This is a genomic window from Corticicoccus populi, assembly GCF_042686195.1.
Lineage (GTDB): Bacteria > Bacillota > Bacilli > Staphylococcales > Salinicoccaceae > Corticicoccus > Corticicoccus populi.
On sequence record NZ_JBHUOQ010000001.1, the window covers coordinates 1,547,950 to 1,574,675 of the forward strand.

A 26,726-nucleotide genomic window follows, 5' to 3' on the forward strand; every position below is an offset into this window, starting at 1 on the left:
TTAAAAAAGTGATAAGAGGAAGTTCTCTTATCACTTTTTTAATTTTATTTAAAGATGTTTGTTATAGAATGGAACCAATTTGCTTAATGCTTCATCCACAGGCTCCGGCTGATCATACAAATCATAGTGTGTTGCACCTTTAACTATATGCAAATCTTTTTCAGAAGAACGTGCACGGTTGAATAAGTCAAAAGCATCACGATATGAACCGAATGCCCCTGGTACATCTCCTGCTACAATCTGGAGCGGCTGTGTTAACAAGTCTTCTGCCGGGAAGAATGCATCAAACGTATACAGTCCTGCTGAACCTGAATATCTCCATTTGTTCGGAGAATTCTCGCTGATTCCACGGTCTGTACGATAATAATCCACTGCTTCCTTAACGTCCAGTTCTTCAATCCCTGACTCTTTTAATTCTTCAGGAGAGTTCGGAATATACTGTGTTACGAAAGGCTTAGCACCGTTCGCTTCGTTGGTACGAAGTTCAGCAATCTTTTCTAAATCTCTGATTGCAGCGTCCGGCGTCACATCACTTTCTCTGCTGAAACGCCCGAAGTTCACACCAACGACAGTACCGAGTGCTTTAATCCGGCGGTCCGACATCGTCGCACTTGTTGCATAACCGCCGCCTGCACATATACCGATGGCTCCGATTCTGTCATTATCCACAATATCCAAAGTGGTTAAATAATCCACCGCTGATCTGACATCTTCTACACGGTAAAATGGATTCTCAACATATTCCGGATCCGCAAGACTTTCACCCTGATGGGAAGAATCGTACGCGAGTGTGACGAAACCTTCCTGTGCTAATTTTTCAGCATACAATCCTGCAGTCTGCTCTTTCGATCCGCTCACAGGGTGTACAGAAACAATCGCCGGAAGCTTTTCTCCGTCTTTATTGTCAGGCTTTCTTAATACACCGACAACATCTACATTATGAGATTTAAATACAACTCTTTCTTCAATGATTCCCATTAAAAATCGTCCTTTCTAAATCTACTATTATTTTATTCGTTTAATTAAACACAATTACGCTAAATACTAATCTCTTACATCCAGTCCGGTTTGTCACCGTCTGTATTCGGTTTATTCATACCGATACTTTCTCTGGAATGAAGACTTGAATCTTTTGAAAGGTCCACAGATAAGTCTGCAACACTTTTTCTTGAAACCTCTGTCCCTTTAAACGGTTCGCCTTTCGCAGTCGTTTCATATTCCACTTCATCATAATTCGTCAGCCACGCAGGTCTCAGAATTGTATAGTTTAAACTTGAAGCTTCGATAATATCAGCTGCTTCGCGGAACGGGCCGAGGTATGGACCGATATTCTCATCATTCCACTTACCAAATTTACCCGGAACTTCATCGTAAATGTGTAATGCAGTCACAAAGATTAAGCGTTCTACACCTTTTTTCTCCATCGCATTCACAATTTCCTGCGCCTGAGTCCCTAAAGTGTCACCTGTTGAACTTACAAATACAACGTCCATTCCTTCAACCGCTGCTTCTACTGCATCTTTATCCGTCGCATCTCCTTCAATAACACTGATACGGTCTGAATCATATGCAGGCAGTTTAGATTCATCTCTTAAAAAGAGTGTTAAATCAAAATCTGTTTTTTCTAAATACAGGTCAATCGCTTCTTTTGAAATCTGGCCGCTTGCACCGACTACTAAAACGTTTGTCATATTATCTCTCCTTCAAATTTCAATCACAGTATTATCATTTTTCTAAAGACTCTATGAGAAGAGAAGCCAAGTCGAAGTGACCCGGCTTCAGTTTTAAAGATTAAACATTTTCAGAGAAGAATGATTCGAGCTTAGGCAGTACCTGGCTCACATACTCTTCTTTGTCGTATAAGTCTACGTGGGACGCACCTTTTATTTCAAAGAACTCATTGTTGTCGCCCGCTGCATTTTCAACTGTTTCCACACTGAAGTAACGTGTATCTGCATCACTGCCGGCAATAGTTAAGAACGGCTGTGTTAATAATGGATCGATATATGCGTATGGTGCAAATGATCCGATTTCAGTGAAACTTCTTAATACCATCTTGTTCGGTGCATTTTTATGGCAGCCGCGGTCAGTTAAATAGTAGTCATGCCCCTGATACATTGTTGAATTTTCAGGCATAGAATCATCCAGTTCTTCCGGTACATAACCGCCCATGCCGACTTCTCCGCCGTTTGCTTCTGCTGTACGCTGGTCGGAAATCTGTTTTAAGAATCCAAGCTGATCTTCAACCGGTACCACACGGTCGATACCTTCTCTGAACAATGAACCGATATCCACCATGCTCACTGTTGCGAGAGATTTAATCCGGCGGTCCGTCTGTGCTGCTGCGACTGTGTAGCCGCCGCCTGCACATACACCAAGTGCTGCGATTCTGTCGTTATCGACAAAGTCCAGTGTCGTCAAGAAATCAACAGATGCTCTGACATCTTCTGTACGTGCATACGGATCTTCTAAATATTTTGGTTCGCCTTCACTTTCACCCTGGTGGGATGCATCGTAAACCACTGTCACGTAACCTGCTTCAGATAATTTCTCTGCATACATGCCGGCTGTCTGTTCTTTAACCCCGCCGCCCGGGTGTGCCACTGTAATGGCTGCGTATTGTTTATTCTCATCAAAATCTTTCGGAACAAAAAGGTTCGCTGCTAATTTGTTTTGTTTACTTTTAAAACTTACTGACTGACTCATTTATAATTCCTCCTAAATTAAAATTGGAATACTCCAGTCATTAATACACTCGATTCACTAAATACTCTTGAGTGTCTTAGTGACCTTGTGTATAATATAATACATGATACATACTTTATCAATTACCAGCATAGAACAAACGTGTCTTATGACACACATACTTAAAAGTGGGTATTAAATGGAGGGATTTACATGAAAGTTATGGATAGAAGACAGATAAAAACCCAGTCGGCAATCAAAACGTCATTTTTAACTCTACTCGAGAATGACGGCTTTGATGAAATTACTGTTAAAGGAATTGCCGAGGAAGCAGATATCGGAAGGAAAACATTTTATCTTCATTATATAGATAAGTTTGAACTACTCGATACAATTGTCGACAGCTACCTTTTAGAATTGAAGGAAATATGTGAGTACAAGAAAGACATTGACCTATCCAAAGGTTCCATTATCTGGTTTGAATTCTTTGAGGAGAATAAAGCCTTCTTTGCTTCTTTATTTAAAAGTACGACCACTTTTTCCTTCAGACGCAAACTATTGACGTTTATCAAGGATGATTTAGAAGCAAGAACGGGCACTGCCCTCGACGAAATGGATGAAGTCAAAAAGAAAGTCACACTTAAATTTTTAAGTATGGCTGTTGTCGGCGTTGTTGAATCATTTCTGCTTGATGAACTGGATGCAGATATGGAAGATGTCGCAGTACAGGTTGGAGAGCTTGTGTATCACAATCTTTAAAAACTGCCATAAAAAATAAGCCTCTCAATATAGAAAGGCTTATTTTTTATTCATTTTCAAAGTTAAATTCATCCAGTAAATGCCGGACTTCATCTGTTGTTTCTGTACTCATCATTTTATGACGAAGCTCACCTGCGCCTCTGAATCCTTTAACGTAAATCTTAAAGAATCTTCTGAGCGGCTTAAACGCACGGGATTCATTCTCTGTGTATTTATCAAATAAATCCAGGTGCAGTCTAAGCAGCTTTATATTTTCCTCGCTGGTGTGCTCTTTCGGTTCCTTTTCAAACGCAAATGGATTTTTAAATATACCACGGCCGATCATCACACCGTCAATACCGTACTTCTCAGCGAGTTCCAAACCTTTTTCCCGATCCGGAATATCACCGTTAATCGTCAGCATCGTTTCAGGTGCCACTTCATCACGCATCTCTTTAATCGCTGAAATAAGTTCCCAGTGTGCATCCACCTTGCTCATTTCTTTTCTTGTCCGGAGATGGATGGATAAATTCGCAATATCCTGTTTGAAAACATGTCTCAACCAGTCGCTCCATTCATCAATGTCAGTATATCCAAGTCTCGTCTTCACACTGACCGGCAGGCCGCCCGCCTTCGCTGCCTGAATAATTTCCGCCGCCCTTTCAGGCCTTAAAATCAAGCCACTGCCTTTACCTTTTGATGCCACATTCGGGACCGGGCAACCCATGTTGAGATCGATACCTTTAAAACCCATTTCAGCCATGCCGATACTCATTTCTCTGAAATGTTCCGGTTTGTCTCCCCAAATATGGGCAACCATCGGCTGTTCATCTTCCGTAAACGTCAATCGTCCTCTGACACTGTGTATACCTTCCGGGTGACAAAAACTCTCCGTGTTTGTAAACTCCGTAAAGAACACATCCGGGCGTCCTGCTTCACTGACGACATGACGGAACACAACATCAGTCACATCTTCCATCGGTGCCAATATAAAAAACGGTCGTGGTAAATCACGCCAAAAATTTTCTGCCATCTTTCCTTCAATCCTCTTATCTATAAAATCAATATTATATGAATTATTTTCACCATGATGATATTACCACATGTTGAAACCTTACACAAAACAAACTTTATACTAAAAATAAAGTTCCCTGACAGTTCTGTATCTTTACCGTACGTTTGAAGCAGCAGACCTTTGGTATTTCTGTTGTACTTAACACTCCGGAATCGAAGTTTTTATTCCACCTGTGACGTTTTACTGGTTGGAACGCTACAGATTCACTTAATTCAGACGACCTGTGGTGTTTCACTATCTGAAATGCTACAGATTCGTTAAACAGAGGTCACCTGTAGCGCTCAACGACACAGATTCACCAATTTCAGACAATCTGTACCGTTTCAACACCTGAAATGCTACAGATTCGTTAAACAGAGGTCACCTGTAGCGCTCAGCGACACAGATTCACTTAATTCACGGGACCTGTACCGTTTCACCACCCGAAACGCTACAGATTCATCAAATAGAGATCATCTGTCGCACGCCGAAAGCGTTCAGCCCCAGCCACCCATAAGTCAGAGCAAATTATCCCTGAATGACATCAAATAAAGTACCCGGCTAATGTCTGAGGATTTTCTCCATGGATTTCCCTCTGGCGAGTTCATCAACCATCTTATCCAGGTAACGGATTTCCCGCATAATTTCCTCTTCTATTTCTTCAATACGGACACCGCATATGACACCTTTGATCAGCGTACGGTTTTCATTCATCCGTGGCGCTTCCTTAAAGAACGTTTTAAAATCTGTCCCTGATTCAAGCACATGATTAAGACCCGCTTCATCATATCCGGTCAGCCAGAAGATAATTTCATCTACTTCCTCTTTTGTACGTCCCTTCCGCTCTGCCTTATTAATATAATGGGGATATACACTATTCACGCTCATTGAATAAATTTTATGTTCAGCCATTAGTATCATTCTCCTTAATATCTATCTGCTTAATCAACCTCGCCGGATTGCCGCCGACAAACACATTGTCCGGTACATCTTTAGTCACAACGGCTCCCGCACCGACCACAACATTATCTCCTATAGTCACGCCGGGATTCACAATCACACCGCCGCCCATCCAGACATTATCACCAATCATCACGGGACGACCTTTCTCAAGACCGGAATTCCTCTCATCGGGGTCAAGAGGGTGTGTCGCTGTATAAATTTGAACACCCGGTCCGAGCATACAGTTCTTACCGATACGTATTTCGCATACATCAAGGAAAGTGCAGTCATAGTTGGCAAAGAAATTTTCTCCGACAAATGTATTAAAACCATAGTCAAAGCGGATATTCGGCTCCATATGAATTTTCCCGCCGGTACTGCCAAGCAGCTGCTTCAATATATTGATACGCTTCTCTTTCTCACCGTCCAATGATTCATTGAATGCTCTCACCAGAGATTTTGTTATGACCCGGTCCTCTATCAGTTCCAGGTCTTCAGGATCATACATTTCTCCTGACAGCATCTTTTCTTTTTCAGTTTTTTCCATTCACATCACCTCTAAATCATTACTCTGTTTGATTAATCTCTCTGCATCGGAATATACTAAGTATATTATATCCCAGGAGGCTGCACATGAATATTAATGATTATTTAAAGACATCCAAAATACTGGACGGGACCTTTCCCGAACTTGAAAGTACACCGGACAGTCCATTTACTTTATTTAATAAATGGCTCAGTGACGCATTTGAATCCGGCAGCGATGAACCTGCAGTGATGGTGTTAAGTACAGTGGAGGATCACACACCTGATTCAAGGGTTGTTTTACTGAAAGCTGTGGATGATTCCAGCCTGTATTTCGAAACGGCAAAACCACGGTCGAAAGTCAGACAGCTGCACGGCAATCATAATGTCGCTGCCAATTTCTACTGGCCGCCCCTCGGCAGGCAGGTTCGTATTCAAGGAACGGCTGTATTAACAGACGATTTTTCACACGTTGCTGATAATCTGGATGCACCGGAACGGGACTTAAACGTTTATCATATCATTCCCTATCGTTTTGAATTCTACCAGGCAGTCACAGCAGGCTATAAACGGTTTGAATATGTATTAGAAGACAACAGATGGCTACAGCACACATTGTAATTACATTCCGGTAAACATTACCGGAATTTTTTATCTTTATAATATAGATAATTTTCTATATAGATGATATTCTATATTTTGGACTTAAGGAGGACATTCGTATGTATAAAGATTTATCAAAAACTTTAAAAACAATCGGCGATAAAAATCGCCTGGAAATTATTGATCTGCTGTCATGCGGTGAATTGTGTGCGTGTGACCTCTTGGAACATTTTCCCTTCTCGCAGCCAACACTCAGCCACCACATGAAGGCGCTTGTTGCAGAGGGAATTGTGACAGATAAAAAGGAAGGTACAAAAACCATCTACACATTGAACCGGCAAAAATTAGATGACACATTTCTTCTTTTGAACCAGTTAACACATAATCAGTCCCCTTGTATCTGTGATCATATTTCAGAAGGAGAATGTTCATCATGACACTGCTTGCTGTAATTATTTTTCTCGCCACGTTAACATTTGTCATCTGGCAGCCGAAAGGACTCGATATCGGAATTACTGCAATGATCGGGGCAGCGGTCTCGATACTGACAGGTGTTGTTTCATTATCAGATGTTACTGAAGTGACAGGTATTGTATGGAATGCAACATTAACCTTTGTTGCTGTCATTATCATCTCTTTAATACTTGATGAGATCGGCTTCTTTGAATGGGCGGCTAGACATATGGTTCTCGCCTCAAAGGGAAGCGGCATTAAAATGTTTGTCTACATATCATTACTTGGTGCAGTTGTTGCGGCATTTTTCGCAAATGACGGGGCAGCACTGATACTGACACCTATTGTACTGGCGATGGTACGCCAGTTAAAATTTGAAGATAAAATCATCTTCCCGTTTATTATTGCGAGCGGTTTTATTGCAGATACGACATCACTGCCGCTCATTGTCAGCAATCTGGTTAACATTGTATCCGCGGATTATTTCAATATCGGGTTTTTAGAATATTTCCTTAGAATGATTATTCCGAACCTGTTTTCGCTCACCGCGAGTATTATTGTATTGTGGCTGTATTTCAGAACATCCATCCCGAAAACATTCTATCCAGGTGACTTAAGTCCGCCTGAAGAAGCAGTAAAAGATAAACGTCTGTTTAAGTATTCCTGGGTCATTTTATCTGTTCTCTTCGCCGGTTATCTCGTAAGTGAATTCATCCAGATTCCTGTTTCCATCATTGCCGGTACCGCTGCTGTTATTTTTCTTATTTTAGCCGGGCAGTCGAGAGCTGTGAACACAACAACAGTCATCAAGGATGCTCCGTGGAATATTGTTGTCTTTTCCATAGGTATGTATCTCGTCGTCTTCGGTTTAAAAAATGCAGGTATTACACTCATCCTTGCAGACATTCTTTCAACAGTCAGTGAATACGGCATGTTCGCAGCCGTTATGGGTATGGGTTTTATCGCAGCATTTCTGTCATCCATTATGAATAATATGCCTACTGTACTTATTGACGCTATTGCAATTGACCAGTCCGGTGTCAGCGGCACCTTAAAAGACGGATTGATTTACGCCAATATTATCGGCTCCGATCTAGGTCCGAAGATTACACCCATCGGATCTTTAGCGACGTTGTTATGGCTTCACGTTCTGTCTCAAAAAGGTGTCCGGATTCCGTGGGGTGTTTACTTTAGAACCGGTATCATTATTACCATCCCTGTTCTGTTTGTCACACTCGTCGGACTGTACATTACTTTTTTATTATTTTAATCAATAAAGCACTGACTTCGTTAACGAAATCAGTGCTTCATATTATTTCTTTTTACTTGGAAATACGGTATATGACCATGAATAAATAAAATCAACCGCAAAGACTAACGCCCAAAGTATTCCGATTGAAAACGTCACATCACTGGAATACGGTGAATGTTCGGCATCCCCTGCCTCAATCCACGAAAAATCCGTCAAATACTTCCCCGCTTCAGAGAAACTGTCAGTCCCCATTGACCACAAAATACCCTGTCCCGTCAAAAATACAATCGTATGTATGATTGATGTCATTCTATATTTTCCTGCAATATACTTTGGATCTTTATTCTTCTCTATCACTGCACGGTCTTTATCTGACAGTAAATCAACACCCCGCATACCTCCGATTTTCCGCCTCATCCAGCGGTCAAGTTTCAGAAAATCAAAAATACCGAATGTCACTGCATATAATACAAATACAGTGATCACTATTTGAAAAGTTGAAATTTCTCCTGTTTCCCTGAATATAAAAAGTGCAAGGGCCACTTCCAAAATAAGCAGAAGGAGAAACAGTACAATAAATAACACGCTGACACGCGGTTTCATAAACCAGTACCGCAATATCCCGAATGCCATTAAAGACAGCACCGACAGAATTTCAAGTACGATAAATATTTCCCACTGGTAATCGAGCATCCAATTCATAAAACTGCTCCTTTTTTAAAATAAGGTTTCTGTTTAAACTCTGACTAAAACACCAGCATGCCATTCTCATCATAATTAAAATCAGGTCCCCACGCTACTTCCCAGTAATACCCGTCAGGATCTGAAAAATATGCATGGTAGCCGCCCCAGAAAACATCCTGCGGTTCTTTTACAATTTCGGCACCGGATTTTCGGGCACGGCTGATGACCGCATCCACATCCTCTTTGTTCTGAACGTTATATGCCAGCGTAATGCCGCTGAATCCCGGAGATGTAGCGGGTGGATGCTGCCGGTTGATATCTTCCGCCAGCAGTTGAAGCGGGTACAGTTCGAATTTCGTTCCCGGTGTGTTAAAGAAAATCACTTCCGGATTGTCACGGGTTTCATCTGTTTGAAAACCAAGTAAGTCTCTGTAGAAGCGGACAGACTTTTCCATATTTCTCACACCTAAACATATACATGTCACTTTATTCATTACACATTCCTCCGATATCATCAGTTATATTTTAAGTATCATGTCCATATGGGGAATGCCGTCCTCCAGATAGACTTCAGATACTGTTTCAAAGCCGAAAGATTCATAAAATGATTTCAAATATTCCTGCGCAGAGATTTTAATAGATTTCCCGGGAAATCTTTCTTTAATCTCATTAATACTCTTTTCAACAATGCCCCTGCCAAGTTTCAAGCCCCGGTACTCTTTAACAGTCAGTACCCGGCCGAAAGATGCATAATCCCCGCCTTCCATAATTCTCGCATAGGCTGCGACTTTATCTTTGTCTTTTAAAATAATATGTACTGCCGTTTCATCGGTATCGTCCACTTCCTGATATGGACAGTCCTGCTCTACTACAAATACTCTGACCCGTTCTTTGAATATATCAAACAGTTCTTTCTGTGATAATTCATCCAGTGATTTCGCAATATACTCCATATGTATTCCTCCTGTGATGTTCATTTATACCAGTATATAATACTCTCCTGTATTACTAAAATGCTTATATCAATAAAAAAGCTCTGCCGGGAGCAGAACTTTTATTCTTCTACAGTATCTTTCTTTTTAAATAACTGATTCCTGAACACTATAAATGCAATAATCAAAAGCAAATTGATGATAAACATCACTAAATAATAGACACTGACGTCACCACTGAATAAATACCAGCCGTAACGTATGGTATTAAAAAATATCAGTCCAATTAAAATATAATTAAATAACAAACATACCCCTCCGAATATATAATTTTTCTTTAAAGCACCCTTCTCCAACACTAATCCTTCAAGTCTTCCTTCTTAGGAAATTTTTTCTCCAGAAATTTGTTGAGATAAGTCTGCAGCACCATAACTATTACAAATAACATGATTAACCCGAAAAAATTATCCAGCACATCCGGTCTCGGTGCGTAAAAAATTGTCAGTATAAATATTAGAGGGATAATTAAATTTATCCATGCTTTCTTATTCTCGTTTGACATTATCATCCCTCCTGTAATACTCAATGCATATCATTTTAAATACATGTGTTTAAATTTTTCTGACGGCAGCGGACAGGACGCTGTTTTGAAAAACCTGTGCCGGTTTTCAGCTGTCACTTGATATATTTTATCTCTTAGCACTTTCGGGATAAATTTCAGGATACGGGCAGGTTTAAATAACCAGTGTATTTCTGACAATAAATCAATCACCGCATCAGAGTACAGCTGTTGATGAAGCCCCGATATAAATATCACGCTGTCGGTGTCCCGCCTGATTCTCACATTACGCGCTGTCCAGTCACTGTTAAAATCCGTGATAAATAAGTCAGGGTTTTTATTCATCCTGACAACAAAGCGGACAAACACGCTGCACATGTTACACTCACCGTCATAGATTAATACTTTCATATTCAACACCCTTTAATAATGCCTCATAATTACTTTTCCCGTTTCAAATTAACAAAAAACATATAATATTCTTCACAATTCTGCCACTGAACAGTCAAATTTTTAAAATTTATTTTTATTGTCAGCACATGATAAATGGACATATTAAATAATTATGGTAGACTATCCGTCATAGTCCATTAGTAAGGAGTGCTTTAAAATTATGAAAAAATGGTTATCTACATTATCAATAATGACATTAATATTTGTACTTGGTGCATGTAACAATGACTCAGAATCAGAAGAAGATACTCAGAATGCAGAAGCGCCGCAGGAAGAAGACGCAGCTGCTGAAAACGGCGAGGAAGCAATGGAAATGCCTGAACCTGACTTGGAAGGCATCCCTGAAGTCGTTGCAGAAGTAAACGGTGAAGAGATTACACAGGAAGATTTCACACAGACTTATGAAAGCCAGTTCCAGCAGACTGCAATGCAGCAGCAGATGATGGGCGGCGGTGAAGAAATCAATCAGGATGAACTGAAACAGCAGGTAGCTGATATGCTTGTGAATCAGGAACTGCTTGCACAGGAAGCAGAGAACCGTGACTTTACAGCAGGTGAAGATGAAGTCAATGAAATGGTTGATCAGATGCTTGAACAAAACGGCATGGAAAACCGTGACGAACTCTTTGCAGCATTAGATGAGCAGGGCCTCCCTGAAGACGAAGTGATGAATCTGCTTGAAACTCAGATTAAAGTCGACCAGCTGATTGAAGATGAATCCGGCGAAATTGAGCCGACTGATGAAGAACTTCAGGAAATGTACGACCAAATGCAGGAACAGCAGGGACAAACAGAAGGTGAAGAAGAGCCGCCTTCTTTCGAAGAACTTAAACCTCAGCTTGAGCAGCAGTTTGTAATGCAGAAGCAGGGCGAAGCAACACAGGCTCTGATTGAACAATTAAAAGAAGATGCAGATACTACAATCCATCTGTAAAAATATACCCGCGCAGCTTCTGCTGTGCGGGCTTCTTCATATATTCCTTACATAGCACACACATTTGTGTTTTCTCTGAAGAGTTTTAAATGATTCGATGTCATCTCCTGTATAATGTGCAAACACCGAGACCGGATTAACAGCGGGATTATTATGCCGCAGATGCTCTGTTTCTTTTCCTTCAAAATATAAATGATAATACGATGACATTTCTTGAAACTCCATCTTCCTGTACCAATTCTGCACCCACGCGTCATCCCGCGTCCAGGCCTCCAAATACGATAGATAATTATCCCGGGCTTTTTTTACCGCTGCTTCTAAAAGTCTCTCACCGATTCCGTTCCGCTGATAATCCGGGTGGACTGCAATATGCCAGATCATGCCGCCCCGCTCATCGTGTGCTGTACATACTGTGCCCGGCTCATTTTCATATTCAATATCAATTAAACCAACGACCTGTCCGTCAATCACGGCCACCAGTTCGATTGCCGGATGATTATACATTTCCTTTTTCTGAAGTACATTATCATAATATGCGGTATTCAAAAAAGACAGCACGCGGCACCTGACCCAGCTTTCTTCATCACTGTCCTCGTATGTACGGATGAACATATTCTTATCCCTCATTCCATAAATAATATCAATGACGATATTTAACTCTGTTAATATGAATGTTACCATAGACAGATATAAAAAACTGAATCAGGTGAAGATGAATGAAGACAGTCGACTTGGAATATTATGCAGATCAATTTTTAAAACGTCATTTCAATATCCCGCTCAGTATCCCGATTAGAATATCCGGCAGAATGACTTCGAAGCTCGGTGCATTTAAAATCCAGTATCAAGGCAGGAAGATGGTTTCTTCTGAAATTGTGATGTCTGCGAACTTTATTCACAACAATCATACAGATACAATACTTGACGTGCTGTATCATGAGTGTGTACACTATGCACTATTCTCTCTCGGCAGACCTTTCCGTGACAGTGATAAAGAGTTTATCAGCACACTAAAGTCCCTTGGTATTTCAGAAACAAAAACGTATCAGTACAAAGGGATTACACATTTATATGCGTGCTCAAGATGTAATTATCAGTTCACAAAAAATATGAAAGGCTACGAGAAGCGCTACAGATGCCGGTACTGTCAAAAACGTTTTGTATATAAAGGAACGATTCACAGCAGTCCACATCCGGAATATCATTGATAAGGAGCCGATCAGCTATGGACATAAGAATCTTAAATGAACATGATGCGATTGAATACCGGTCACTGCGGTTAAAAGCATTGAAAACAGAGCCTTCCGCTTTCGGTTCAACTTACGAGCGGGAAAGTGAATTTTCGTTGGACAAATTTAAAAAACGGCTGCGTCCCGCAGACAATAATTTTGTCGTCGGTGCTTTTAATGAGGATACGCTGATCTGTGCAGCAACATTCATTCGTATGGACGGGACAAAAGACCGTCATAAAAGCATGATTGTCGGCATGTACTGTGACGAAGAACACCGTGGAACAGGCATATCCCGTGATGTTGTAGATTTTCTACTGGATGAAACACAGAAAATTGACGGCGTGGAAATGGTTTATCTTTCTGTTGTCTCCGATAACCAGCGCGCCAAAAACTTCTATCACTCTTTCGGCTTTAAAGTATACGGCACTGAGCCGAAAGCATTATATGACGGTGACAGATATTACGATGAGGATTTGATGTATCTGGAACTGACCCCTTGACTCAAATAGATATCAGAAACATTGGATACTGAATGCCCGTCCCCTCTTTGAACAGAGGGGATTTTTTATTATCTTTCCGGTTAACATAGCTTTCACACTCAAAATCTGTTAAACTTCCAAACAGACTCAAAATTGATATATTGGAGGAATCGGATGGTTAAAGACTATATTTTTATGATTTTAGGTACATTTCTCTTCGCTGTTTCCGTGACCTTATTCGCGATGCCGAATGCCCTTGCAGAAGGCGGCATCCCCGGTGCATCACTGCTGCTTTACTACGGCTTCGGGCTTTCTCCCGCACTTATGACTTTCTTACTAAACACAGTCATTTTTATTGTAGGATACAGACATCTCCCAAAATTGATGATTATTAAATCTGTGCTTGCAATCCCTTTATTCTCATTATTTATCTACCTATTGGAAGATTACGGCACCCGTACAGGCGATCCGCTTCTTGCTGCTATATATGCCGGCCTTTTTACAGGGGCAGGCTTTGGATTCATATTCCGTTCCGGCAGTACACTCGGCGGCAGTTCAACGATTGCGAAAATGCTGAACAACCGCTTCGGCTGGGAATTGACAGGCACCAATTTCGCAATTGATACACTCATAGTCGTGACCGGTATATTTATTATCGGACCTGTAAATACGATGTATACTATTGTCGCATTATTTATTGGTAAAAAAGTGACGGATTATATACTTGAAGGTTTCGAATCAAAGAAAATCATTCATATCTTTACAGACGAAACCACTAAAGTCGAACAAATTTTAACAGAACGTCTCAGTGCGCACACCACCATCCTTGAAGGACGCGGCGGACCCAATGGTGACTACGAAAGTCTGCTTTATGTAGCTGTACCAAAACAACAGCTTTTTTACCTGAAAAAACTGGTCAGACAAGTGGACGATGATGCATTTATCGTCTCTCATACAGTCAAAGACGTCTCCGGGGGGTCATTTATGACTGCATCCCACCCGACGCAGCAGACCTTTAAAAGTAAGAAAAAAGAACGTGAGTATTATCAGAATGAAGCAAATCAGTAAGCCCTTTCATTTTCTTCTGTTACTTATTTCCATTATCGGATATAATTATATTATTAAAGTTTGAACAGGAGGATTGATTCATGTGAAAAAAGTATTGACACTGATGTTTTGCTTTGTTTTTACCGTGATTGCCGGCTGTAATGATGAACCGTCTTTGAATGAGGTCGCCTTTAATTCTCTCAATAATGATGATAAGGATTCTATCTTGGAAACTCTGGATGACGGGAAGTCGGGAGTAATCGACAGGGACAATAATCATTCCTACTTCTTTATTGAAACTTATGCAGACAGTGCGTTTGATATGCAGATAGACGAATCAATTTTTCAAATTATTATCAATGAACCGGACACGGGTGAGGATTTAAAGATACGTGTATTTGACTACAATCCCGGCCCTGAAACAGATACACTCGACATTATATTAAATGGTGAATCTACTCCTTTGGATATGCGGTACTAATGTAGAAACAGGCTCCGCTTAAGTACACACTTAAGCGGAGCCTTCTATTTAATCTCTGTTCTTTTCTCACAAATCCATCGACATTCTGACCATATCAATGACTCTGATACCATTTTCAAAAATCGGTTCATCATAATGTCTCAAAAAGAAGTTCCGGTCGATAGATGTCATTCTAAAACCACATTTTTGATATAACGCCATTTGGGATACCCCGGAATTTCCTGTTCCGATTTCTATCGTTCTAAAACCCGCGTTTCTCGCAGTCTCGACCGCGTGGAGAACCAGCGCTTTGCCGTATCCTTTACCCTGAAACGCCTCATCCACAGCAACATTTACTATTTCTGCTGTTTCCGGACGCGTTGGAATCAAAACATATACGCCGATAATCCTGCCGGATTTTTCAAGAATAAAACATTGTCCTCTCTGAGTATATTCGAGAACCAGCTTTTCAGACGGGTCCGCAAGAAGTAACAGCTTTAACGGAAGCTCTTCTCTTTCCGATAATCTAATCAATTCAATCATCCCTTCTTACTCAGGATACACCTTCTTAAATTCCTCACATATAATCATAATATCCGACGGCATGTCTCCGCCGTATTTTTCTTTCAAATGATGCTGAAGTTTTTCATGTGCCCTTTCCCAGTCTTCACGGTTTTGTCCGCTTTCAGAAAACGGCAGCTCTTTTGCTTCGTTCATCGGCACCATTGATATATTCTCTGTCTGTACGACAGACACCGGCACATGATTTTGATTCACTACAATACTGTAGCCGTATTCCTCAGGCAGCGTTTCTTTATCAAATTCATAAAATAAATATCCTGACACCGTTAATCTGCTGCTGTCAAATGATGTTTCTGCATCAAATTCATCGTCCGCAAATTGAAGTGTCCGCTCATAACGCCTGTTCTTCATTGATGTCTCTGTTTGAAATGCATTCCAAAGCTGCTCTGTATCCCTATGATATCTGCTGACTTTACTGCTCGCACCTTCAAACACTGCATCTTCAATCCCTGTAATTTCTTCTTCAACATACGTTTCAATTTCTATATCACTGACAGCTTCAACACTTTCAGCGTCTGATATTGTATCATCCTCTAATGATTCAGCTTCCTCACTTTTAATACTTTCTTCCCTATCAGCCGGGGAAATTCCTTCTTCGTATTCTCTGTCCGTCGCCTCATCCTGCTTTTCCAGATTTTCGACAATTTCATTTTGATGATCGTCTTCATCCGTCTCATCTTCATATGTTTCAAGAGATTTTTCATTTTCTATTTCTACCAGATGATCTGCAACTTCCTCAATGCCGCCGCCGTATGTTTCTTCAAATAGATCCTCATCATCTGTTTTCAGCCCGCCGGTCTCATCATGGATGCTGTCTTCATTTTCCTGATTTACTTCCGGCGTTTCAGGCAGTAGTTCATCGACTGGCTTCTCCCGTTCCCGGCTGCTTTCATCTGTATCGTCCGGAAGATTTAGTTCACTTATATTTTCATTCTCTTCTTCCGGGTAACTAAAGGTTTCATCAATATGTGCTTCATCATTCCGCTCTCCGGGGTTTTCTAAATCTTTGTAATCACTGTAGTTTTCAATTTCTATCCCACTGTAATCTTCTTCCGGATAATCATACTCACCCGGCCGTTCATCCTTGACATCCGCCTCTTTTGAAACAGTAACCGCATCCGGGTCCACCATCGTTCTTTCATCCGGATAACCGTACTCCAACCTCGAATATACCGGCTCTTTTTCTTCTGTAACACCTTTAACATGAAGAGACTCAGCTTGTTTATCAACCACTGTTTCAGCCTGACCCGGCAGCGAATCGGTATCCAGCTGCACCGTTTCCTGAAAATCATCCATGAAATATTTAAGTACCGCAAAAATAATAATGAGCAGCACTGCAAAAATGAGTTTAACACCCACAGGTTCAAATGCCGCTGTGATATATAATAAAGTACCGAATGCCAGAATTACGGGGCCGTGAATATAGACCAGCCGCAGATATGTATACCTCTTAAAAAGAGCCGTATTTTTCACAGTGTCTTTAACCATCGTATTTTCAAGCGTATACCACGCCAGAGAAAACGTTGCATAAAGAAAGCCTGCAGATTGAAATCCCGTTACAAAATAAACAATCCATAAACCAACAATTAATAGTAACAATACATTTGTAATGATCAGATTTTTATTGTTCAAACCGAGTTTATCCTTCATATCCGCCCATCTCCAAATCATAAGTTGAAGCCAACTTTATATTTAATCCTACATATACCCTTTTATTATAAAGGCGTATCATGATTTAACCAAAAATAAAATCACACTGACTGCTTTATTTCGGATACACCTTTTTAAACCGCTCACATACTAAAAACATATCCGGAGAAAATGTTCTGTCATATGTCTTTAGTTCTTCTGTAAAAAATGTCACATGTGCATTCCACCAGTGTTCGTAATCTCCTTCACCCTCACTGAGCGCAAAATCTTCCGACACTTCATTCATCCGGATGATTTCAATTGATTCTGTCTGAATTACAGCAACCGGTTCGTCCGTTGAATCCAAAACAATACTGTAGTCCCCTTTTTCAGGGACAGCCTCATTGTCAATCTCATAAAGTTCATATGCGGAACATGTTGCAGTCTTCTCACCTTCAACAACCAGTCCACTGAGCCGGTCTGCTTCTGTACCGAACTGAAAGGCTTCTTTATATTTAGTATCTTTTAACCCTTCAGCCGCTTTAAATTCGTTCCAAAACTGTTCAATCAATGTCATGTCCGGTACTCCTTTATTATACTAAGTAATTTTGATATTCTCACTGACACGTATATATCTGACATAGTCAGGATGATCCGGAGACACACCCGTGATTTGAAACACACCGACAAACCGGTACCTATTCATGCCAAGATGATTTCGGAATTTCGCAAAAACAGCTCTCTGATATTTGTTTTCCGCTTCTGTCACTGCTTTTTCTTTCCGTCTCTCCATTTTTTCAGGGTCTATATGCGTTTCATCAATATACGACCAGTCTTCTGCCAGAGAATTAATCCATCCGCCGGCTGCGGATGTCTTTTCCCCGTTTTTCATAATAGAAAGCTGAGGACACCAAAGCCATGTGTGTTCTCTTATTTTGAAACAGCTGATCTGACATCCTTTCATATTTCTGCCGAATATGGTGTTCGCAATGTCTTTAATTAAACTAAATGTGGTGACATCATACACCGATAAGCTGTCTTTTTTCTTTAATGCTTTCAACTCTTCATCATATGTCAGCCATTTCAAATCAACCTTCCTCATACGATTTTCAATCATTTGAACGACTTCATCAATGCGGTGATGTATCACGTCAATGGGCTTTGATGCGTCAATACGTAAGATTAAAAAATCATCTGCATCTGTTTCACTGACAGCGGATATAATGTCATCCATCCGCAGCAAGTCGCTTTCCTGATTATTTTTATGGTACGCTTCATCCACTTCTATACCAATATGGATATCTGGAAAATATAAATCCATTAATGCATACTTACCCTCGGGACGCTTTACATACTGCTGACTCACAGGCTTTAAGTTCATAGTATCCAGCTTGTGCCAGACTGCTGTTAAAATATAGTTCTCGTAGTCTTTCCGCTTCGTTCTTGAAAAAGTTTTGATTAAATATTCCCGTTTATCCATCCTCGTCCTCCGCGATGCCGCACCAATTCATACATAATAATACAATGATACCATAAACTCTTTTTTGTTTAGAACGTCCGTCGAGTTTTTAGAATACTGATATCGTAAATTACAGTTATAATGAAAATAAATCATCTACAACGAGGTGACACAAAATCAAACCAATCAAAACTTTTGTAAACACTGACGATACACTGTACGCCGTCACTGGATTCATGCCTGAAGATCATTATAATATTGCCATCGGACGCCTGGGTATTTTTGATTTTCAAAAAGGCTTTTATGTATATATCGGCAGTGCCAAACGAAATATACAGGCAAGAATCAACCGTCACATAACAATAGATAAAAATAAACACTGGCATATCGATTACCTGCGGCCTTATCTCCAAATCACAAATGTCCATACTTTTTCAGGAGAAGAATGTGCACTCTTTCAACAGTTATTGGAAGAACATTCAGGTACAATACCTGCCAAAGGTTTCGGTTCCTCGGACTGTCAGTGTATCTCCCATCTATTTTATTCTGAAAATGAAATTAATCTATAAATCCATGGATATCACAGAGCGTTATCAAACACGATATAAAATACTCAAAACCATTGATATTACTGACTTTTAAAACGTAACGCATGGCGTTATTCCTCTGAGAAAAACTATTCTTAAACGAATCATTTGAATTAACAGATGAGGAGCCTTATGATAAATATTAATAACCAATTCGTGTGATTTGTAAATAACATACAATCATAATACTCTCGAGAGGAACTGTTTATTATGCAGACGTGCAGATTATGTGTACTATTCATTCCATTTATTTTATTAATAAACATCTTCTCTCTTAATGCTGAAGCTTCTGAACTCAGAGAGGATATTGATACTTTTAGAGATGACCAGAATCATTATTCTTCTGATATCATGTATGCGGTGTTTTCTTTGGACGAGGTGCTCTATGAAAATTATGAAGGCACGGATGAGAATGTTGTTTTTGAATGGGGATCGATCACTAAACTGTTGACCTGGGTCAGTGTCATGCAGCTCGTGGAACAGGAAGAAATTGATTTGGATGAGGATATCACAAATTATCTTCCCGATGATTTACTCAGAGACTTTGAATATGATACACCTGTGACTATGATTGATTTAATGAATCATCAGGCAGGTTTCCAGGAATACATCCCCAACTTATTCGTTGAAGAACTGCCGGATGATTATTCGCTTGAAGATGCTGTTCAGGACAATCAGCCGTTTCAGTACCATGAACCGGGTGAAGTAACAGTGTACTCAAACTGGGGTGCTGCCCTTGCAGGGTTAATCGTAGAAGAAGTCAGCGGCCTGCCTTTTCATGAATATGTCCATGAAAATATACTGGAGCCGCTCGATATGAATAATACTGCACTTGCACCGGATTTGAGCGATAATGACAGTGTCCGGTCATCGGCGGATAATTTTTATACTGGTTCTTCAAATAATGATACCCATTGGTATATGCCGCTCTATCCTGCAGGCTCTGCTGTCAGTACGCTGCCTGACTTGATTACTTTCGGACAGGCTTTATTTCCGTCAAATACAGATACTCCGCTGTTTGATAATGTAAATACACTGGTCTCCATGTTTGAAGCTACCGATCACTATGAAGATACAGATATTCCGAGGTATGCCCACGGTTTTCAAGTCTCACTGCTGGACAATACAGTATATGGCCACAGAGGAAATACTAATTTATTCTCTTCAAATCTTCTTCTTGATATTGAAGAAGGGACCGGATATGCAGTGATGACAAATGAGACACAGGATACCACTTATGCACTGCTTTTTCCTGAGACTGTTTTCGGCGACTATACAAGACCGGATGATTTTGAAGATTTCACACCTGCAGATATTTCTCAGTTTTATCAGCCCGTACCTGCTTTCGTTCAGGGAGCGGCAGTATCTTTTAATCCATAGTAAAAAGCAGCAGGAGTGCCTGCTGCTTTTTACATTTAGACTAATCTATTTTTAAGCACGTCTTTTATATAAAGATGTAAAAGCAAAGAGGATGACACCGAGTAAGACTGCGAATCCCCCGATAATTCCAAAATAAAGAATCTCCGTTTCCGGGCTGTAAAACTTAACAATCTGCGCATTGATTGCCTGCGCCGAAGCATTGGATAAAAACCAAAGCCCCATTGTCTGTGCGGAAAACGCAGCAGGCGCCATTTTTGTTGTTGCTGCAAGACCGACAGGTGATAAACATAACTCACCAATGACAACAATCAGAAAACTCAGTACAAGCCATATTGGACTGACAAGAGTATCCGGTCCGGCATAGACTGCCGGGATAATCATAATTAGGAAAGATAATCCTGCAAACATCAGCCCGAATGAGAATTTCTTATTCGTAGACGGCTGTCTGTGACCAAGCTTCATCCATAAGGCTGCAAACACCGGTGCCAGCAGCACAATAAACAGCGGGTTGAATGATTGGAACCATGATGATTGTAATGAAAAACCTGCAAATGACAAGCGGGTCCGTTCATCTGCATATTGAGCTAAAATAATAGAACCCTGTTCCTGAATTGCCCAGAACATCATCGCCGCAATGAACAGCGGGATGTAGGCCAGCAGATTTTTCTGTTCTGTTTTTGTTGTTTTTTTACTGAAATACATGACTGAAAAATAAATTACAGGAATAATAATCCCGAGAATACTAATCATCATAATAAACCGGTCAATGGTTAAAATACCATTTGAAATCAGAACTGCACCGACCCCTGCAATAACCAGTATACTGATTCCGAATTTCAGAAAAACAGATTTTCTTTCATCTACTGATAATGGATTTGGTACGTAGGAACCGGCAAGCCCCAGATATTTTTTTCTGGTTAATAAAAATATAATCAGACCAATCAGCATACCCAGTGCCGCAACACCGAATCCAAGGTGGAAATTATATTTCTGACCCAGGGTACCCACAATGAGCGGTGCAATCAAGCTGCCGAGATTGATTCCCATATAGAATATACTGAAACCTGAGTCCATACGTATATCTTTGTCAGAGTATAAATCTCCGACCATATTTGAAACATTAGGTTTTAAGAGCCCTGTACCGATCACAATCAGACCCATAGACGCGAATAGGGCTGTGACGCCTCCCGGGAATGATAAGGCGATATGACCTGCCATAATAAAGAGACCGCCGTAAAACACAGTTTTCTTCATACCGAGCAGACGGTCGGCAATCCATCCTCCGATAATTCCCGACATATAAACGAGCGAACCGTAGACTGCCATGATAGACGCAGCCGTCTCCCTGTCAAGGCCGAGTCCCCCGTCTTTTAGTGCATAGTACATATAGTAAATTAATATTGCTCTCATTCCATAGTATGAAAATCTCTCCCAAAATTCCGTAAAGAATAATGTAAACAAACCTTTCGGATGGCCGAAGAAACCTTTCTGCGGAATACTCTCAACAATCTCCTGAGAATCTTTTACTGCCATAATCTTTCATATCCTTTTCTTAAGTTCTATCAGCTTCAATATTTAATTAAATATTCAGACAATTAAAATATACCTTTCCCCTTCAGATGATTGTATGTAATGATATACAACTCAAACAGGAAAGGTATCTGAACTAAAATTTTATATAAAGTCCGGAAAGTGGTATAGAAAATACCATACGCCTGAAAAACTTTCTTGTAAATTAAATATTTATTTCATATTTTTCGATTATTTTAATAAAAATCCAAAAATATTGCGTGTTTTTAATTAAGAAACATAAGAATGATAGCAAGATTTTAAAAGACTTAAGATCGTAAAGAAGTATTAACTTCACGAATTTGGTGATCAACATATAACAGTATTATATTTGTTAGTCATTTAATGAAATATTTTTTCTTAATAATAATTTTATATAGAAATTTAAAATTAATAGATATTTTCGAATTTTTATTTCATTACAGCTTATTTTATATATGTAATATTATTACTGGTGTATACTGACGCCCCAGATACAACAAAAAATCCCCCTTAAAGATTTCACTGTTTAAAGTGTCTGATTTAAGGGGGGGAGTATTTCTTATTATTTTACAATGTCAGTCTCTTTCAGCCAAGACTATGAGACTGTATCCTGTTTTCTAATTATGCATAATAGCCTTTTATCGCTTTAACTTCAAGGAATTCTTCAATACCATAATCGCCCCACTCACGGCCGATACCGGACTGCTTATAACCGCCGAACGGCAGGTCGGAACTTCCTGGGTGATCATTAATCGCAATGCTTCCTGCTTCAATAGAACGTGCAATTTTCTTAATCTGTTCTTTATCCTGACCCATCACATAGCCTGCGAGACCATACTTAGTATCATTCGCAATTTTTATGGCTTCATCTAAATCTTTATAAGTGATGATAGACATTACAGGACCAAAGATTTCTTCCTGGGCAATGGTCATTGAATTTTCTACATTAGTGAATATTGTCGGTTTAACATAGAAGCCTTTTTCAAGACCTTCAGGTTTACCTGTGCCGCCGAAGTACAGTTCAGCACCCTCTTCAATTCCTTTTTCTATAAACTCCTGAACGGTTTCAAACTGGTCTTTACTGACAAGCGGTCCCATTTCAACACCTTCATTATTAGGGTCTCCAACTTTCACGTCCGCCATGTACTGTTTGGCTTTTTCAAGGAATTCATCTTTGATTGATTCCGGAATTAAAGTTCTTGTAGCTGCTGTACATACCTGACCGGTATTGTTAAATACAAGTTTTACAGCAGATTTCGCCGCTTCATCGACATCCACATCATCTAAAATAATATATGGTGATTTACCGCCGAGTTCAAAGGATACTTTTTTGAAATCTTTACTTGAGTTTTCCATAATTTTCGCACCAGATCCGCCTGAACCTGTAAATGACATCATACGTACATCAGGGTGTGATGACAGTGCATCACCGACTGTTTTACCTTCACCATTCACTAAATTGAAGACACCTTTCGGCACGCCTGCCGCTTCAAATATTTCAGCCAGAATTACAGCCGCAAACGGTGTTTCAGTGGATGGTTTTAATACTACAGGTGATCCTGCCGCAAAAGCCGCTGCAAGTTTCAATGAAGTCTGGTTTGTCGGGAAGTTCCACGGTGTCACTAATCCTGATACACCAATCGCTTCCTTCATAACAAGAGACTCGCCTCTTTTTTCTTCAAATTGAAAATCATCCAGAGCATCGCGGGCTTCTGTGAAATGAATGACACCACGCTCATAGTGTGTTTTCTCTGATAATTCGCGGGGTGAACCGAGCTCATCTGTTATGGCATCAATAATATCTTCTTTACGTTTTTTATATTCTGTTACAATACGGTCAAGCAGTTCCTGTCTTTCCTTAACCGGTGTATTTCTGAAATCTAAATATACATTTTTAGCCGCCTCAACAGCCTTATCTACATCTTCTTTCGTTCCTTTTGCGATTGTACCGAGTACTTCTTCAGTTGCCGGATTAATCACATCAAGAGTTTCTCCGCTCGTACTGTCTACCCATTCACCGTTAATGAATTGCTGGTTATTTATACGCATTTATAAAACTCCTTCTTAAATAATTGATATATAACTATCACACTCATAGTATTACCAAGTTGAGACATTATTAAACATAGGAAAATAGTAGATTTTAAATTTTCGCAGTAAGGTGTCATTTGACACTACCACTATTAAAAAGGACAATAAAAGTAAAATATTCAAAATAAAAAATATAAAGAGAGGATACCTTGTTAATGTTTAAATTAATTAAGAAAAAACGAAGGGATATGCATTTAAGAAAAATCAAAGAAGGTGACGGGCATCCTTTAAAACCTTACAGGCTGTGGCATAATTTAACGCGCTCTTTATTCCATCTGCAAATAGAAGACAATACTCAGGAAGTGATAGATTACAGTGTAGAATATCGTTATTTTGTATCTGAACCGCAGGCTGAATTATATCGTAACGGCAGACATACTGCCTATTCAAAACTTCCGGCAACGTTTCCTGTCTCAGGTGGTGTGATTGAAGTCGCTTCAGGATCATACGGTATTAAGCGGATGCATTATGTTAAAGAAAACGGAGATTCGCAGATGCTTCAGCCCGACCATCGCTCCATCAGGGGATTACGGGTCGGAATTGAAGAAGACTTCCCGGTATTCAGCAAACTGATCGGCATCATCTCCATTATACTTTTGATTATTGTTTTTATTCTCGGGCTGCCTCAGATTATCGAACAGATATCACAAATTCCCTGGGTCGCCGAAAATATCGGTGTTTTCAACTCTCCATTTAACTTTTCTATATGGGAGAACCTGATTATTGCCGGCATCGGCGCATTGGCAGGTATGGAACGGACACTCATTTTCCGTAATCAGCGCCTGCTTCATATGCTTTAAAAACATACTCATAATTAATACGGCACCCTTACTGGATGCCGTATTAATTATTATCTGCCTCAAATATTCTAAAATGTCAGGTGCACCTAATATTTCTCCGCCCACTCAGGTCTTTGAATACGTGTCAGTATTTCAAGTTCCTTCTCCCTGAACTCTAAATATGAGCTGTTCTGCTTCAACTGCTCATCCACACAGCCTGGATGAGTCATCACTTCAACAATACCTGCTTCTGTTACTTTAACAGCATCAAACAAATCATTATAAATGGTCTCTCCGTAAAAATCTGTATAGAGGGTATCACTGAGAAGGATTTCCTGATGTTCAGACAGACTGTCAGCATATCTGAGCGGCACATTATATTCTTTCGCCAGTGTTATTGCCGCATCTTTTACTTCGTCCCATGAATGAATGTGATGATGACTGTCGATATGATGAAGCTTCAGACCGGTTTCAATAAACGCTTCAATCTGCTGCTTCCATTCATTATATACTTCATTTTTGTCCGGCGGTTCTTTACCGGAAAAGGCACTATTCAGACGGAACTCACCTTCCTTGTTGATAAGAGATGACACACCTTCTTTAAGCAGCGGCCGTCCCCATGTGAGTACTAAATGAATCCCGACCTTTAAATCCGGATGTAATTTTGCCTGCTCTACAGCATAAGGAACACTACAGCCGTTCATCATCATTGTCGTTGAATCCACAACACCATTTTTATGAGCTTCAATGATTCCGTCAACAACTCCTTTAGTTAACCCAAAATCATCGGCATTAATGATTACTTTCATCCGCTTCCCCTCCTCCGTAATGCCTTTCAATTGTAAAGTTCGTAATATCCCCTCTGAAATAGGAATGGGAATACTCAATCACTCTGTCCGAGCTGCTGTATGTTGTCGTCTCAATATAAAAGCACGGGGCACCGACATCATAATCCAGCAGTCCGGCAATCCTGTCGTCGGCGAGAATAATTTCAACATGCTCAACCGTCCGTGTAACAGGCACTTTATACTTTTCCTGCAGTGTTGAATACAAAGAATACTCTGCATCTTCTTTTGTAATACCGGGTGCTGCGTCCCAGGGAATATAGGAGACTTCATACTGGGTGATATGCATATTTGCCCGGCGGATACGTTCGACTTTCTGTACCGGGGCTGACGGTTCAAGCTTAAAATGTACAGCGAGAGAATCTGCGGGGATAACCTGCAGGTCAATCAATTGGTTTTCAGCTGTTTTCCCCTGTACAGCTACTTGATCACTGTATCGTTTAACCGTTTGAGTCAGTGCCTGGGTGACTTTTCGCTCCGCAATAAATGTCCCTCTGCCTCTCACCCTGTCAAGATACCCTTCTTTCTCCAGCTGCTCCAATGCAATTCTGACTGTCGTCCTGCTGACATCAAATTGAACACATAATTCCTTTTCTGTCTGGAGACGATCTCCCGGCTGATATTCACCGCTCTTTATTTTCTTTAATATTGTCTCTTTAATCATGGCATGCTTCGACATATGAATGCACTCCCCGGAATCAATCTTCTATTTGTTATAAATCATACATGATTCAAAATTTTAATACAAATCAATCTTAACAGATACCAACCATTAAATGTTATAGACATAT

At 40.2% G+C, this 26,726-nt stretch carries 33 protein-coding genes; 12 read left to right on the plus strand and 21 right to left on the minus strand.

Annotation, left to right across the window (positions count from 1 at the left end):
- Positions 1–48: 48 nt before the first annotated feature.
- The 3 genes from ACFSX4_RS07810 to ACFSX4_RS07820 all read right to left on the minus strand — a co-directional run bounded on the left by ACFSX4_RS07810 (position 49) and on the right by ACFSX4_RS07820 (position 2,706).
- Positions 49–978, minus strand: coding sequence for an alpha/beta hydrolase (locus ACFSX4_RS07810; RefSeq protein WP_377773248.1), 930 nt, complete (start codon positions 976–978; stop codon positions 49–51).
- Between the two features lie 74 nt (positions 979–1,052).
- Complete coding sequence (locus ACFSX4_RS07815) at positions 1,053–1,691, minus strand: SDR family oxidoreductase (protein ID WP_377773250.1); 639 nt, start codon at positions 1,689–1,691, stop codon at positions 1,053–1,055.
- 100 nt (positions 1,692–1,791) lie between these two features.
- Positions 1,792–2,706: an alpha/beta hydrolase gene (locus ACFSX4_RS07820; protein WP_377773252.1), complete on the minus strand. Its 915-nt coding sequence runs from the start codon at positions 2,704–2,706 to the stop codon at positions 1,792–1,794.
- Between the two features lie 192 nt (positions 2,707–2,898).
- Here ACFSX4_RS07820 and ACFSX4_RS07825 point away from each other — a divergent pair, with 192 nt between their 5' ends.
- Complete coding sequence (locus ACFSX4_RS07825; protein WP_377773254.1) at positions 2,899–3,444, plus strand: TetR/AcrR family transcriptional regulator; 546 nt, start codon at positions 2,899–2,901, stop codon at positions 3,442–3,444.
- A gap of 46 nt (positions 3,445–3,490) precedes the next feature.
- Here the strand turns inward: ACFSX4_RS07825 and ACFSX4_RS07830 are convergent, their stop codons facing one another.
- The 3 genes from ACFSX4_RS07830 to ACFSX4_RS07840 form a co-directional block, all read right to left on the minus strand.
- Entirely contained in the window at positions 3,491–4,456 is a 966-nt protein-coding gene (locus ACFSX4_RS07830; protein ID WP_377773256.1) for a tRNA dihydrouridine synthase, read from the minus strand.
- 582 nt (positions 4,457–5,038) lie between these two features.
- Complete coding sequence (locus tag ACFSX4_RS07835) at positions 5,039–5,389, minus strand: DUF2200 domain-containing protein (protein ID WP_377773258.1); 351 nt, start codon at positions 5,387–5,389, stop codon at positions 5,039–5,041.
- Positions 5,382–5,966 (minus strand): sugar O-acetyltransferase, encoded by a 585-nt coding sequence (locus tag ACFSX4_RS07840; protein ID WP_377773260.1) that lies wholly within the window; start codon positions 5,964–5,966, stop codon positions 5,382–5,384. Before ACFSX4_RS07840 ends, ACFSX4_RS07835 begins: the two co-directional genes overlap by 8 nt.
- Before the next feature lie 86 nt (positions 5,967–6,052).
- On the opposite strand from ACFSX4_RS07840, the gene ACFSX4_RS07845 reads away from it, so the two are divergent.
- The 3 genes from ACFSX4_RS07845 (at position 6,053) to arsB (ending at position 8,270) form a co-directional block, all read left to right on the plus strand.
- Complete coding sequence (locus ACFSX4_RS07845; protein ID WP_377773262.1) at positions 6,053–6,565, plus strand: pyridoxamine 5'-phosphate oxidase family protein; 513 nt, start codon at positions 6,053–6,055, stop codon at positions 6,563–6,565.
- A 101-nt stretch (positions 6,566–6,666) separates the two neighbouring features.
- Complete coding sequence (locus tag ACFSX4_RS07850) at positions 6,667–6,984, plus strand: ArsR/SmtB family transcription factor (RefSeq protein WP_377773264.1); 318 nt, start codon at positions 6,667–6,669, stop codon at positions 6,982–6,984.
- Positions 6,981–8,270, plus strand: a complete 1,290-nt coding sequence (gene arsB / locus ACFSX4_RS07855; protein ID WP_377773266.1) for an arsenite efflux transporter membrane subunit ArsB — start codon at positions 6,981–6,983, stop codon at positions 8,268–8,270. The genes ACFSX4_RS07850 and arsB overlap by 4 nt, the downstream gene beginning before the upstream one ends.
- A gap of 42 nt (positions 8,271–8,312) precedes the next feature.
- Here arsB and ACFSX4_RS07860 read toward each other — a convergent pair whose 3' ends face one another.
- From ACFSX4_RS07860 to ACFSX4_RS07885, 6 genes are all read right to left on the minus strand, one after another.
- Positions 8,313–8,954, minus strand: coding sequence for a hypothetical protein (locus ACFSX4_RS07860; RefSeq protein ID WP_377773268.1), 642 nt, complete (start codon positions 8,952–8,954; stop codon positions 8,313–8,315).
- A 44-nt stretch (positions 8,955–8,998) separates the two neighbouring features.
- Positions 8,999–9,430, minus strand: a complete 432-nt coding sequence (locus ACFSX4_RS07865; protein WP_377773270.1) for a VOC family protein — start codon at positions 9,428–9,430, stop codon at positions 8,999–9,001.
- Between the two features lie 24 nt (positions 9,431–9,454).
- Complete coding sequence (locus ACFSX4_RS07870; protein ID WP_377773272.1) at positions 9,455–9,889, minus strand: GNAT family N-acetyltransferase; 435 nt, start codon at positions 9,887–9,889, stop codon at positions 9,455–9,457.
- A 101-nt stretch (positions 9,890–9,990) separates the two neighbouring features.
- On the minus strand, positions 9,991–10,176 hold the full coding sequence (locus ACFSX4_RS07875; RefSeq protein ID WP_377773274.1) for a hypothetical protein: 186 nt from the start codon (positions 10,174–10,176) through the stop codon (positions 9,991–9,993).
- A gap of 50 nt (positions 10,177–10,226) precedes the next feature.
- A complete protein-coding gene (locus ACFSX4_RS07880; RefSeq protein WP_377773276.1) occupies positions 10,227–10,430 on the minus strand; it encodes a hypothetical protein in 204 nt (67 codons plus the stop codon).
- Positions 10,431–10,460: 30 nt separating this feature from the next.
- Positions 10,461–10,838, minus strand: coding sequence for a thiol-disulfide oxidoreductase DCC family protein (locus ACFSX4_RS07885; protein WP_377773278.1), 378 nt, complete (start codon positions 10,836–10,838; stop codon positions 10,461–10,463).
- A 202-nt stretch (positions 10,839–11,040) separates the two neighbouring features.
- Here ACFSX4_RS07885 and ACFSX4_RS07890 point away from each other — a divergent pair, with 202 nt between their 5' ends.
- Positions 11,041–11,814 carry a SurA N-terminal domain-containing protein gene (locus tag ACFSX4_RS07890; RefSeq protein WP_377773280.1) on the plus strand — a complete coding sequence of 258 codons (774 nt, stop codon included), beginning with the start codon at positions 11,041–11,043 and terminating at the stop codon, positions 11,812–11,814.
- A gap of 36 nt (positions 11,815–11,850) precedes the next feature.
- Here ACFSX4_RS07890 and ACFSX4_RS07895 read toward each other — a convergent pair whose 3' ends face one another.
- A complete protein-coding gene (locus ACFSX4_RS07895) occupies positions 11,851–12,426 on the minus strand; it encodes a GNAT family N-acetyltransferase (RefSeq protein ID WP_377773282.1) in 576 nt (191 codons plus the stop codon).
- Between the two features lie 104 nt (positions 12,427–12,530).
- On the opposite strand from ACFSX4_RS07895, the gene ACFSX4_RS07900 reads away from it, so the two are divergent.
- From ACFSX4_RS07900 to ACFSX4_RS07915, 4 genes are all read left to right on the plus strand, one after another.
- Positions 12,531–13,022, plus strand: a complete 492-nt coding sequence (locus ACFSX4_RS07900; protein ID WP_377773284.1) for a SprT-like domain-containing protein — start codon at positions 12,531–12,533, stop codon at positions 13,020–13,022.
- Positions 13,023–13,039: 17 nt separating this feature from the next.
- A complete protein-coding gene (locus tag ACFSX4_RS07905; protein ID WP_377773286.1) occupies positions 13,040–13,546 on the plus strand; it encodes a GNAT family N-acetyltransferase in 507 nt (168 codons plus the stop codon).
- A 153-nt stretch (positions 13,547–13,699) separates the two neighbouring features.
- Positions 13,700–14,593, plus strand: a complete 894-nt coding sequence (locus ACFSX4_RS07910; protein WP_377773288.1) for a YitT family protein — start codon at positions 13,700–13,702, stop codon at positions 14,591–14,593.
- A gap of 82 nt (positions 14,594–14,675) precedes the next feature.
- Positions 14,676–15,053, plus strand: coding sequence for a hypothetical protein (locus ACFSX4_RS07915; protein WP_377773290.1), 378 nt, complete (start codon positions 14,676–14,678; stop codon positions 15,051–15,053).
- A 66-nt stretch (positions 15,054–15,119) separates the two neighbouring features.
- Here ACFSX4_RS07915 and ACFSX4_RS07920 read toward each other — a convergent pair whose 3' ends face one another.
- The 4 genes from ACFSX4_RS07920 to ACFSX4_RS07935 all read right to left on the minus strand — a co-directional run bounded on the left by ACFSX4_RS07920 (position 15,120) and on the right by ACFSX4_RS07935 (position 18,723).
- Entirely contained in the window at positions 15,120–15,575 is a 456-nt protein-coding gene (locus ACFSX4_RS07920; RefSeq protein ID WP_377773292.1) for a GNAT family N-acetyltransferase, read from the minus strand.
- A 6-nt stretch (positions 15,576–15,581) separates the two neighbouring features.
- Positions 15,582–17,264, minus strand: a complete 1,683-nt coding sequence (locus ACFSX4_RS07925; RefSeq protein WP_377773294.1) for an ASCH domain-containing protein — start codon at positions 17,262–17,264, stop codon at positions 15,582–15,584.
- 115 nt (positions 17,265–17,379) lie between these two features.
- Complete coding sequence (locus ACFSX4_RS07930; RefSeq protein WP_377773296.1) at positions 17,380–17,820, minus strand: ASCH domain-containing protein; 441 nt, start codon at positions 17,818–17,820, stop codon at positions 17,380–17,382.
- Between the two features lie 21 nt (positions 17,821–17,841).
- The gene (locus ACFSX4_RS07935) at positions 17,842–18,723 is read right to left on the minus strand and encodes an AbaSI family restriction endonuclease (protein WP_377773298.1); all 882 of its coding nucleotides are present in this window, start codon (positions 18,721–18,723) and stop codon (positions 17,842–17,844) included.
- Between the two features lie 215 nt (positions 18,724–18,938).
- Here ACFSX4_RS07935 and ACFSX4_RS07940 point away from each other — a divergent pair, with 215 nt between their 5' ends.
- The gene (locus tag ACFSX4_RS07940; protein ID WP_377773300.1) at positions 18,939–19,271 is read left to right on the plus strand and encodes a GIY-YIG nuclease family protein; all 333 of its coding nucleotides are present in this window, start codon (positions 18,939–18,941) and stop codon (positions 19,269–19,271) included.
- Between the two features lie 228 nt (positions 19,272–19,499).
- Positions 19,500–20,669, plus strand: coding sequence for a serine hydrolase domain-containing protein (locus tag ACFSX4_RS07945; RefSeq protein ID WP_377773302.1), 1,170 nt, complete (start codon positions 19,500–19,502; stop codon positions 20,667–20,669).
- A gap of 51 nt (positions 20,670–20,720) precedes the next feature.
- Here the strand turns inward: ACFSX4_RS07945 and ACFSX4_RS07950 are convergent, their stop codons facing one another.
- Together ACFSX4_RS07950 and ACFSX4_RS07955 are read right to left on the minus strand one after the other, a co-directional pair.
- Entirely contained in the window at positions 20,721–22,202 is a 1,482-nt protein-coding gene (locus tag ACFSX4_RS07950; RefSeq protein ID WP_377773304.1) for a peptide MFS transporter, read from the minus strand.
- Between the two features lie 639 nt (positions 22,203–22,841).
- Positions 22,842–24,269 carry an aldehyde dehydrogenase family protein gene (locus ACFSX4_RS07955; RefSeq protein ID WP_377773306.1) on the minus strand — a complete coding sequence of 476 codons (1,428 nt, stop codon included), beginning with the start codon at positions 24,267–24,269 and terminating at the stop codon, positions 22,842–22,844.
- Between the two features lie 197 nt (positions 24,270–24,466).
- Here ACFSX4_RS07955 and ACFSX4_RS07960 point away from each other — a divergent pair, with 197 nt between their 5' ends.
- Positions 24,467–25,111, plus strand: coding sequence for a hypothetical protein (locus ACFSX4_RS07960; protein ID WP_377773308.1), 645 nt, complete (start codon positions 24,467–24,469; stop codon positions 25,109–25,111).
- Between the two features lie 86 nt (positions 25,112–25,197).
- On the opposite strand, the gene chbG is transcribed toward ACFSX4_RS07960, so the two are convergent.
- The gene (gene chbG / locus ACFSX4_RS07965; RefSeq protein WP_377773310.1) at positions 25,198–25,899 is read right to left on the minus strand and encodes a chitin disaccharide deacetylase; all 702 of its coding nucleotides are present in this window, start codon (positions 25,897–25,899) and stop codon (positions 25,198–25,200) included.
- Positions 25,883–26,614 carry a GntR family transcriptional regulator gene (locus tag ACFSX4_RS07970; protein WP_377773312.1) on the minus strand — a complete coding sequence of 244 codons (732 nt, stop codon included), beginning with the start codon at positions 26,612–26,614 and terminating at the stop codon, positions 25,883–25,885. The genes chbG and ACFSX4_RS07970 overlap by 17 nt, the downstream gene beginning before the upstream one ends.
- Between the last annotated feature and the right edge of the window lie 112 nt (positions 26,615–26,726).

Coding starts and splice junctions, on each gene's coding strand:
- ACFSX4_RS07810 (WP_377773248.1), bottom strand. CDS start 978: ATGGGAATCATTGAAGAAAGAGTTGTATTTAAATCTCATAATGTAGAT.
- ACFSX4_RS07815 (WP_377773250.1), bottom strand. CDS start 1,691: ATGACAAACGTTTTAGTAGTCGGTGCAAGCGGCCAGATTTCAAAAGAA.
- ACFSX4_RS07820 (WP_377773252.1), bottom strand. CDS start 2,706: ATGAGTCAGTCAGTAAGTTTTAAAAGTAAACAAAACAAATTAGCAGCG.
- ACFSX4_RS07825 (WP_377773254.1), top strand. CDS start 2,899: ATGAAAGTTATGGATAGAAGACAGATAAAAACCCAGTCGGCAATCAAA.
- ACFSX4_RS07830 (WP_377773256.1), bottom strand. CDS start 4,456: ATGGCAGAAAATTTTTGGCGTGATTTACCACGACCGTTTTTTATATTG.
- ACFSX4_RS07835 (WP_377773258.1), bottom strand. CDS start 5,389: ATGGCTGAACATAAAATTTATTCAATGAGCGTGAATAGTGTATATCCC.
- ACFSX4_RS07840 (WP_377773260.1), bottom strand. CDS start 5,966: ATGGAAAAAACTGAAAAAGAAAAGATGCTGTCAGGAGAAATGTATGAT.
- ACFSX4_RS07845 (WP_377773262.1), top strand. CDS start 6,053: ATGAATATTAATGATTATTTAAAGACATCCAAAATACTGGACGGGACC.
- ACFSX4_RS07850 (WP_377773264.1), top strand. CDS start 6,667: ATGTATAAAGATTTATCAAAAACTTTAAAAACAATCGGCGATAAAAAT.
- arsB (WP_377773266.1), top strand. CDS start 6,981: ATGACACTGCTTGCTGTAATTATTTTTCTCGCCACGTTAACATTTGTC.
- ACFSX4_RS07860 (WP_377773268.1), bottom strand. CDS start 8,954: ATGAATTGGATGCTCGATTACCAGTGGGAAATATTTATCGTACTTGAA.
- ACFSX4_RS07865 (WP_377773270.1), bottom strand. CDS start 9,430: ATGAATAAAGTGACATGTATATGTTTAGGTGTGAGAAATATGGAAAAG.
- ACFSX4_RS07870 (WP_377773272.1), bottom strand. CDS start 9,889: ATGGAGTATATTGCGAAATCACTGGATGAATTATCACAGAAAGAACTG.
- ACFSX4_RS07880 (WP_377773276.1), bottom strand. CDS start 10,430: ATGTCAAACGAGAATAAGAAAGCATGGATAAATTTAATTATCCCTCTA.
- ACFSX4_RS07885 (WP_377773278.1), bottom strand. CDS start 10,838: ATGAAAGTATTAATCTATGACGGTGAGTGTAACATGTGCAGCGTGTTT.
- ACFSX4_RS07890 (WP_377773280.1), top strand. CDS start 11,041: ATGAAAAAATGGTTATCTACATTATCAATAATGACATTAATATTTGTA.
- ACFSX4_RS07895 (WP_377773282.1), bottom strand. CDS start 12,426: ATGTTCATCCGTACATACGAGGACAGTGATGAAGAAAGCTGGGTCAGG.
- ACFSX4_RS07900 (WP_377773284.1), top strand. CDS start 12,531: ATGAAGACAGTCGACTTGGAATATTATGCAGATCAATTTTTAAAACGT.
- ACFSX4_RS07905 (WP_377773286.1), top strand. CDS start 13,040: ATGGACATAAGAATCTTAAATGAACATGATGCGATTGAATACCGGTCA.
- ACFSX4_RS07910 (WP_377773288.1), top strand. CDS start 13,700: ATGGTTAAAGACTATATTTTTATGATTTTAGGTACATTTCTCTTCGCT.
- ACFSX4_RS07920 (WP_377773292.1), bottom strand. CDS start 15,575: ATGATTGAATTGATTAGATTATCGGAAAGAGAAGAGCTTCCGTTAAAG.
- ACFSX4_RS07925 (WP_377773294.1), bottom strand. CDS start 17,264: ATGAAGGATAAACTCGGTTTGAACAATAAAAATCTGATCATTACAAAT.
- ACFSX4_RS07930 (WP_377773296.1), bottom strand. CDS start 17,820: ATGACATTGATTGAACAGTTTTGGAACGAATTTAAAGCGGCTGAAGGG.
- ACFSX4_RS07935 (WP_377773298.1), bottom strand. CDS start 18,723: ATGGATAAACGGGAATATTTAATCAAAACTTTTTCAAGAACGAAGCGG.
- ACFSX4_RS07940 (WP_377773300.1), top strand. CDS start 18,939: ATGCCTGAAGATCATTATAATATTGCCATCGGACGCCTGGGTATTTTT.
- ACFSX4_RS07945 (WP_377773302.1), top strand. CDS start 19,500: ATGCAGACGTGCAGATTATGTGTACTATTCATTCCATTTATTTTATTA.
- ACFSX4_RS07950 (WP_377773304.1), bottom strand. CDS start 22,202: ATGGCAGTAAAAGATTCTCAGGAGATTGTTGAGAGTATTCCGCAGAAA.
- ACFSX4_RS07955 (WP_377773306.1), bottom strand. CDS start 24,269: ATGCGTATAAATAACCAGCAATTCATTAACGGTGAATGGGTAGACAGT.
- ACFSX4_RS07960 (WP_377773308.1), top strand. CDS start 24,467: ATGTTTAAATTAATTAAGAAAAAACGAAGGGATATGCATTTAAGAAAA.
- chbG (WP_377773310.1), bottom strand. CDS start 25,899: ATGAAAGTAATCATTAATGCCGATGATTTTGGGTTAACTAAAGGAGTT.
- ACFSX4_RS07970 (WP_377773312.1), bottom strand. CDS start 26,614: ATGTCGAAGCATGCCATGATTAAAGAGACAATATTAAAGAAAATAAAG.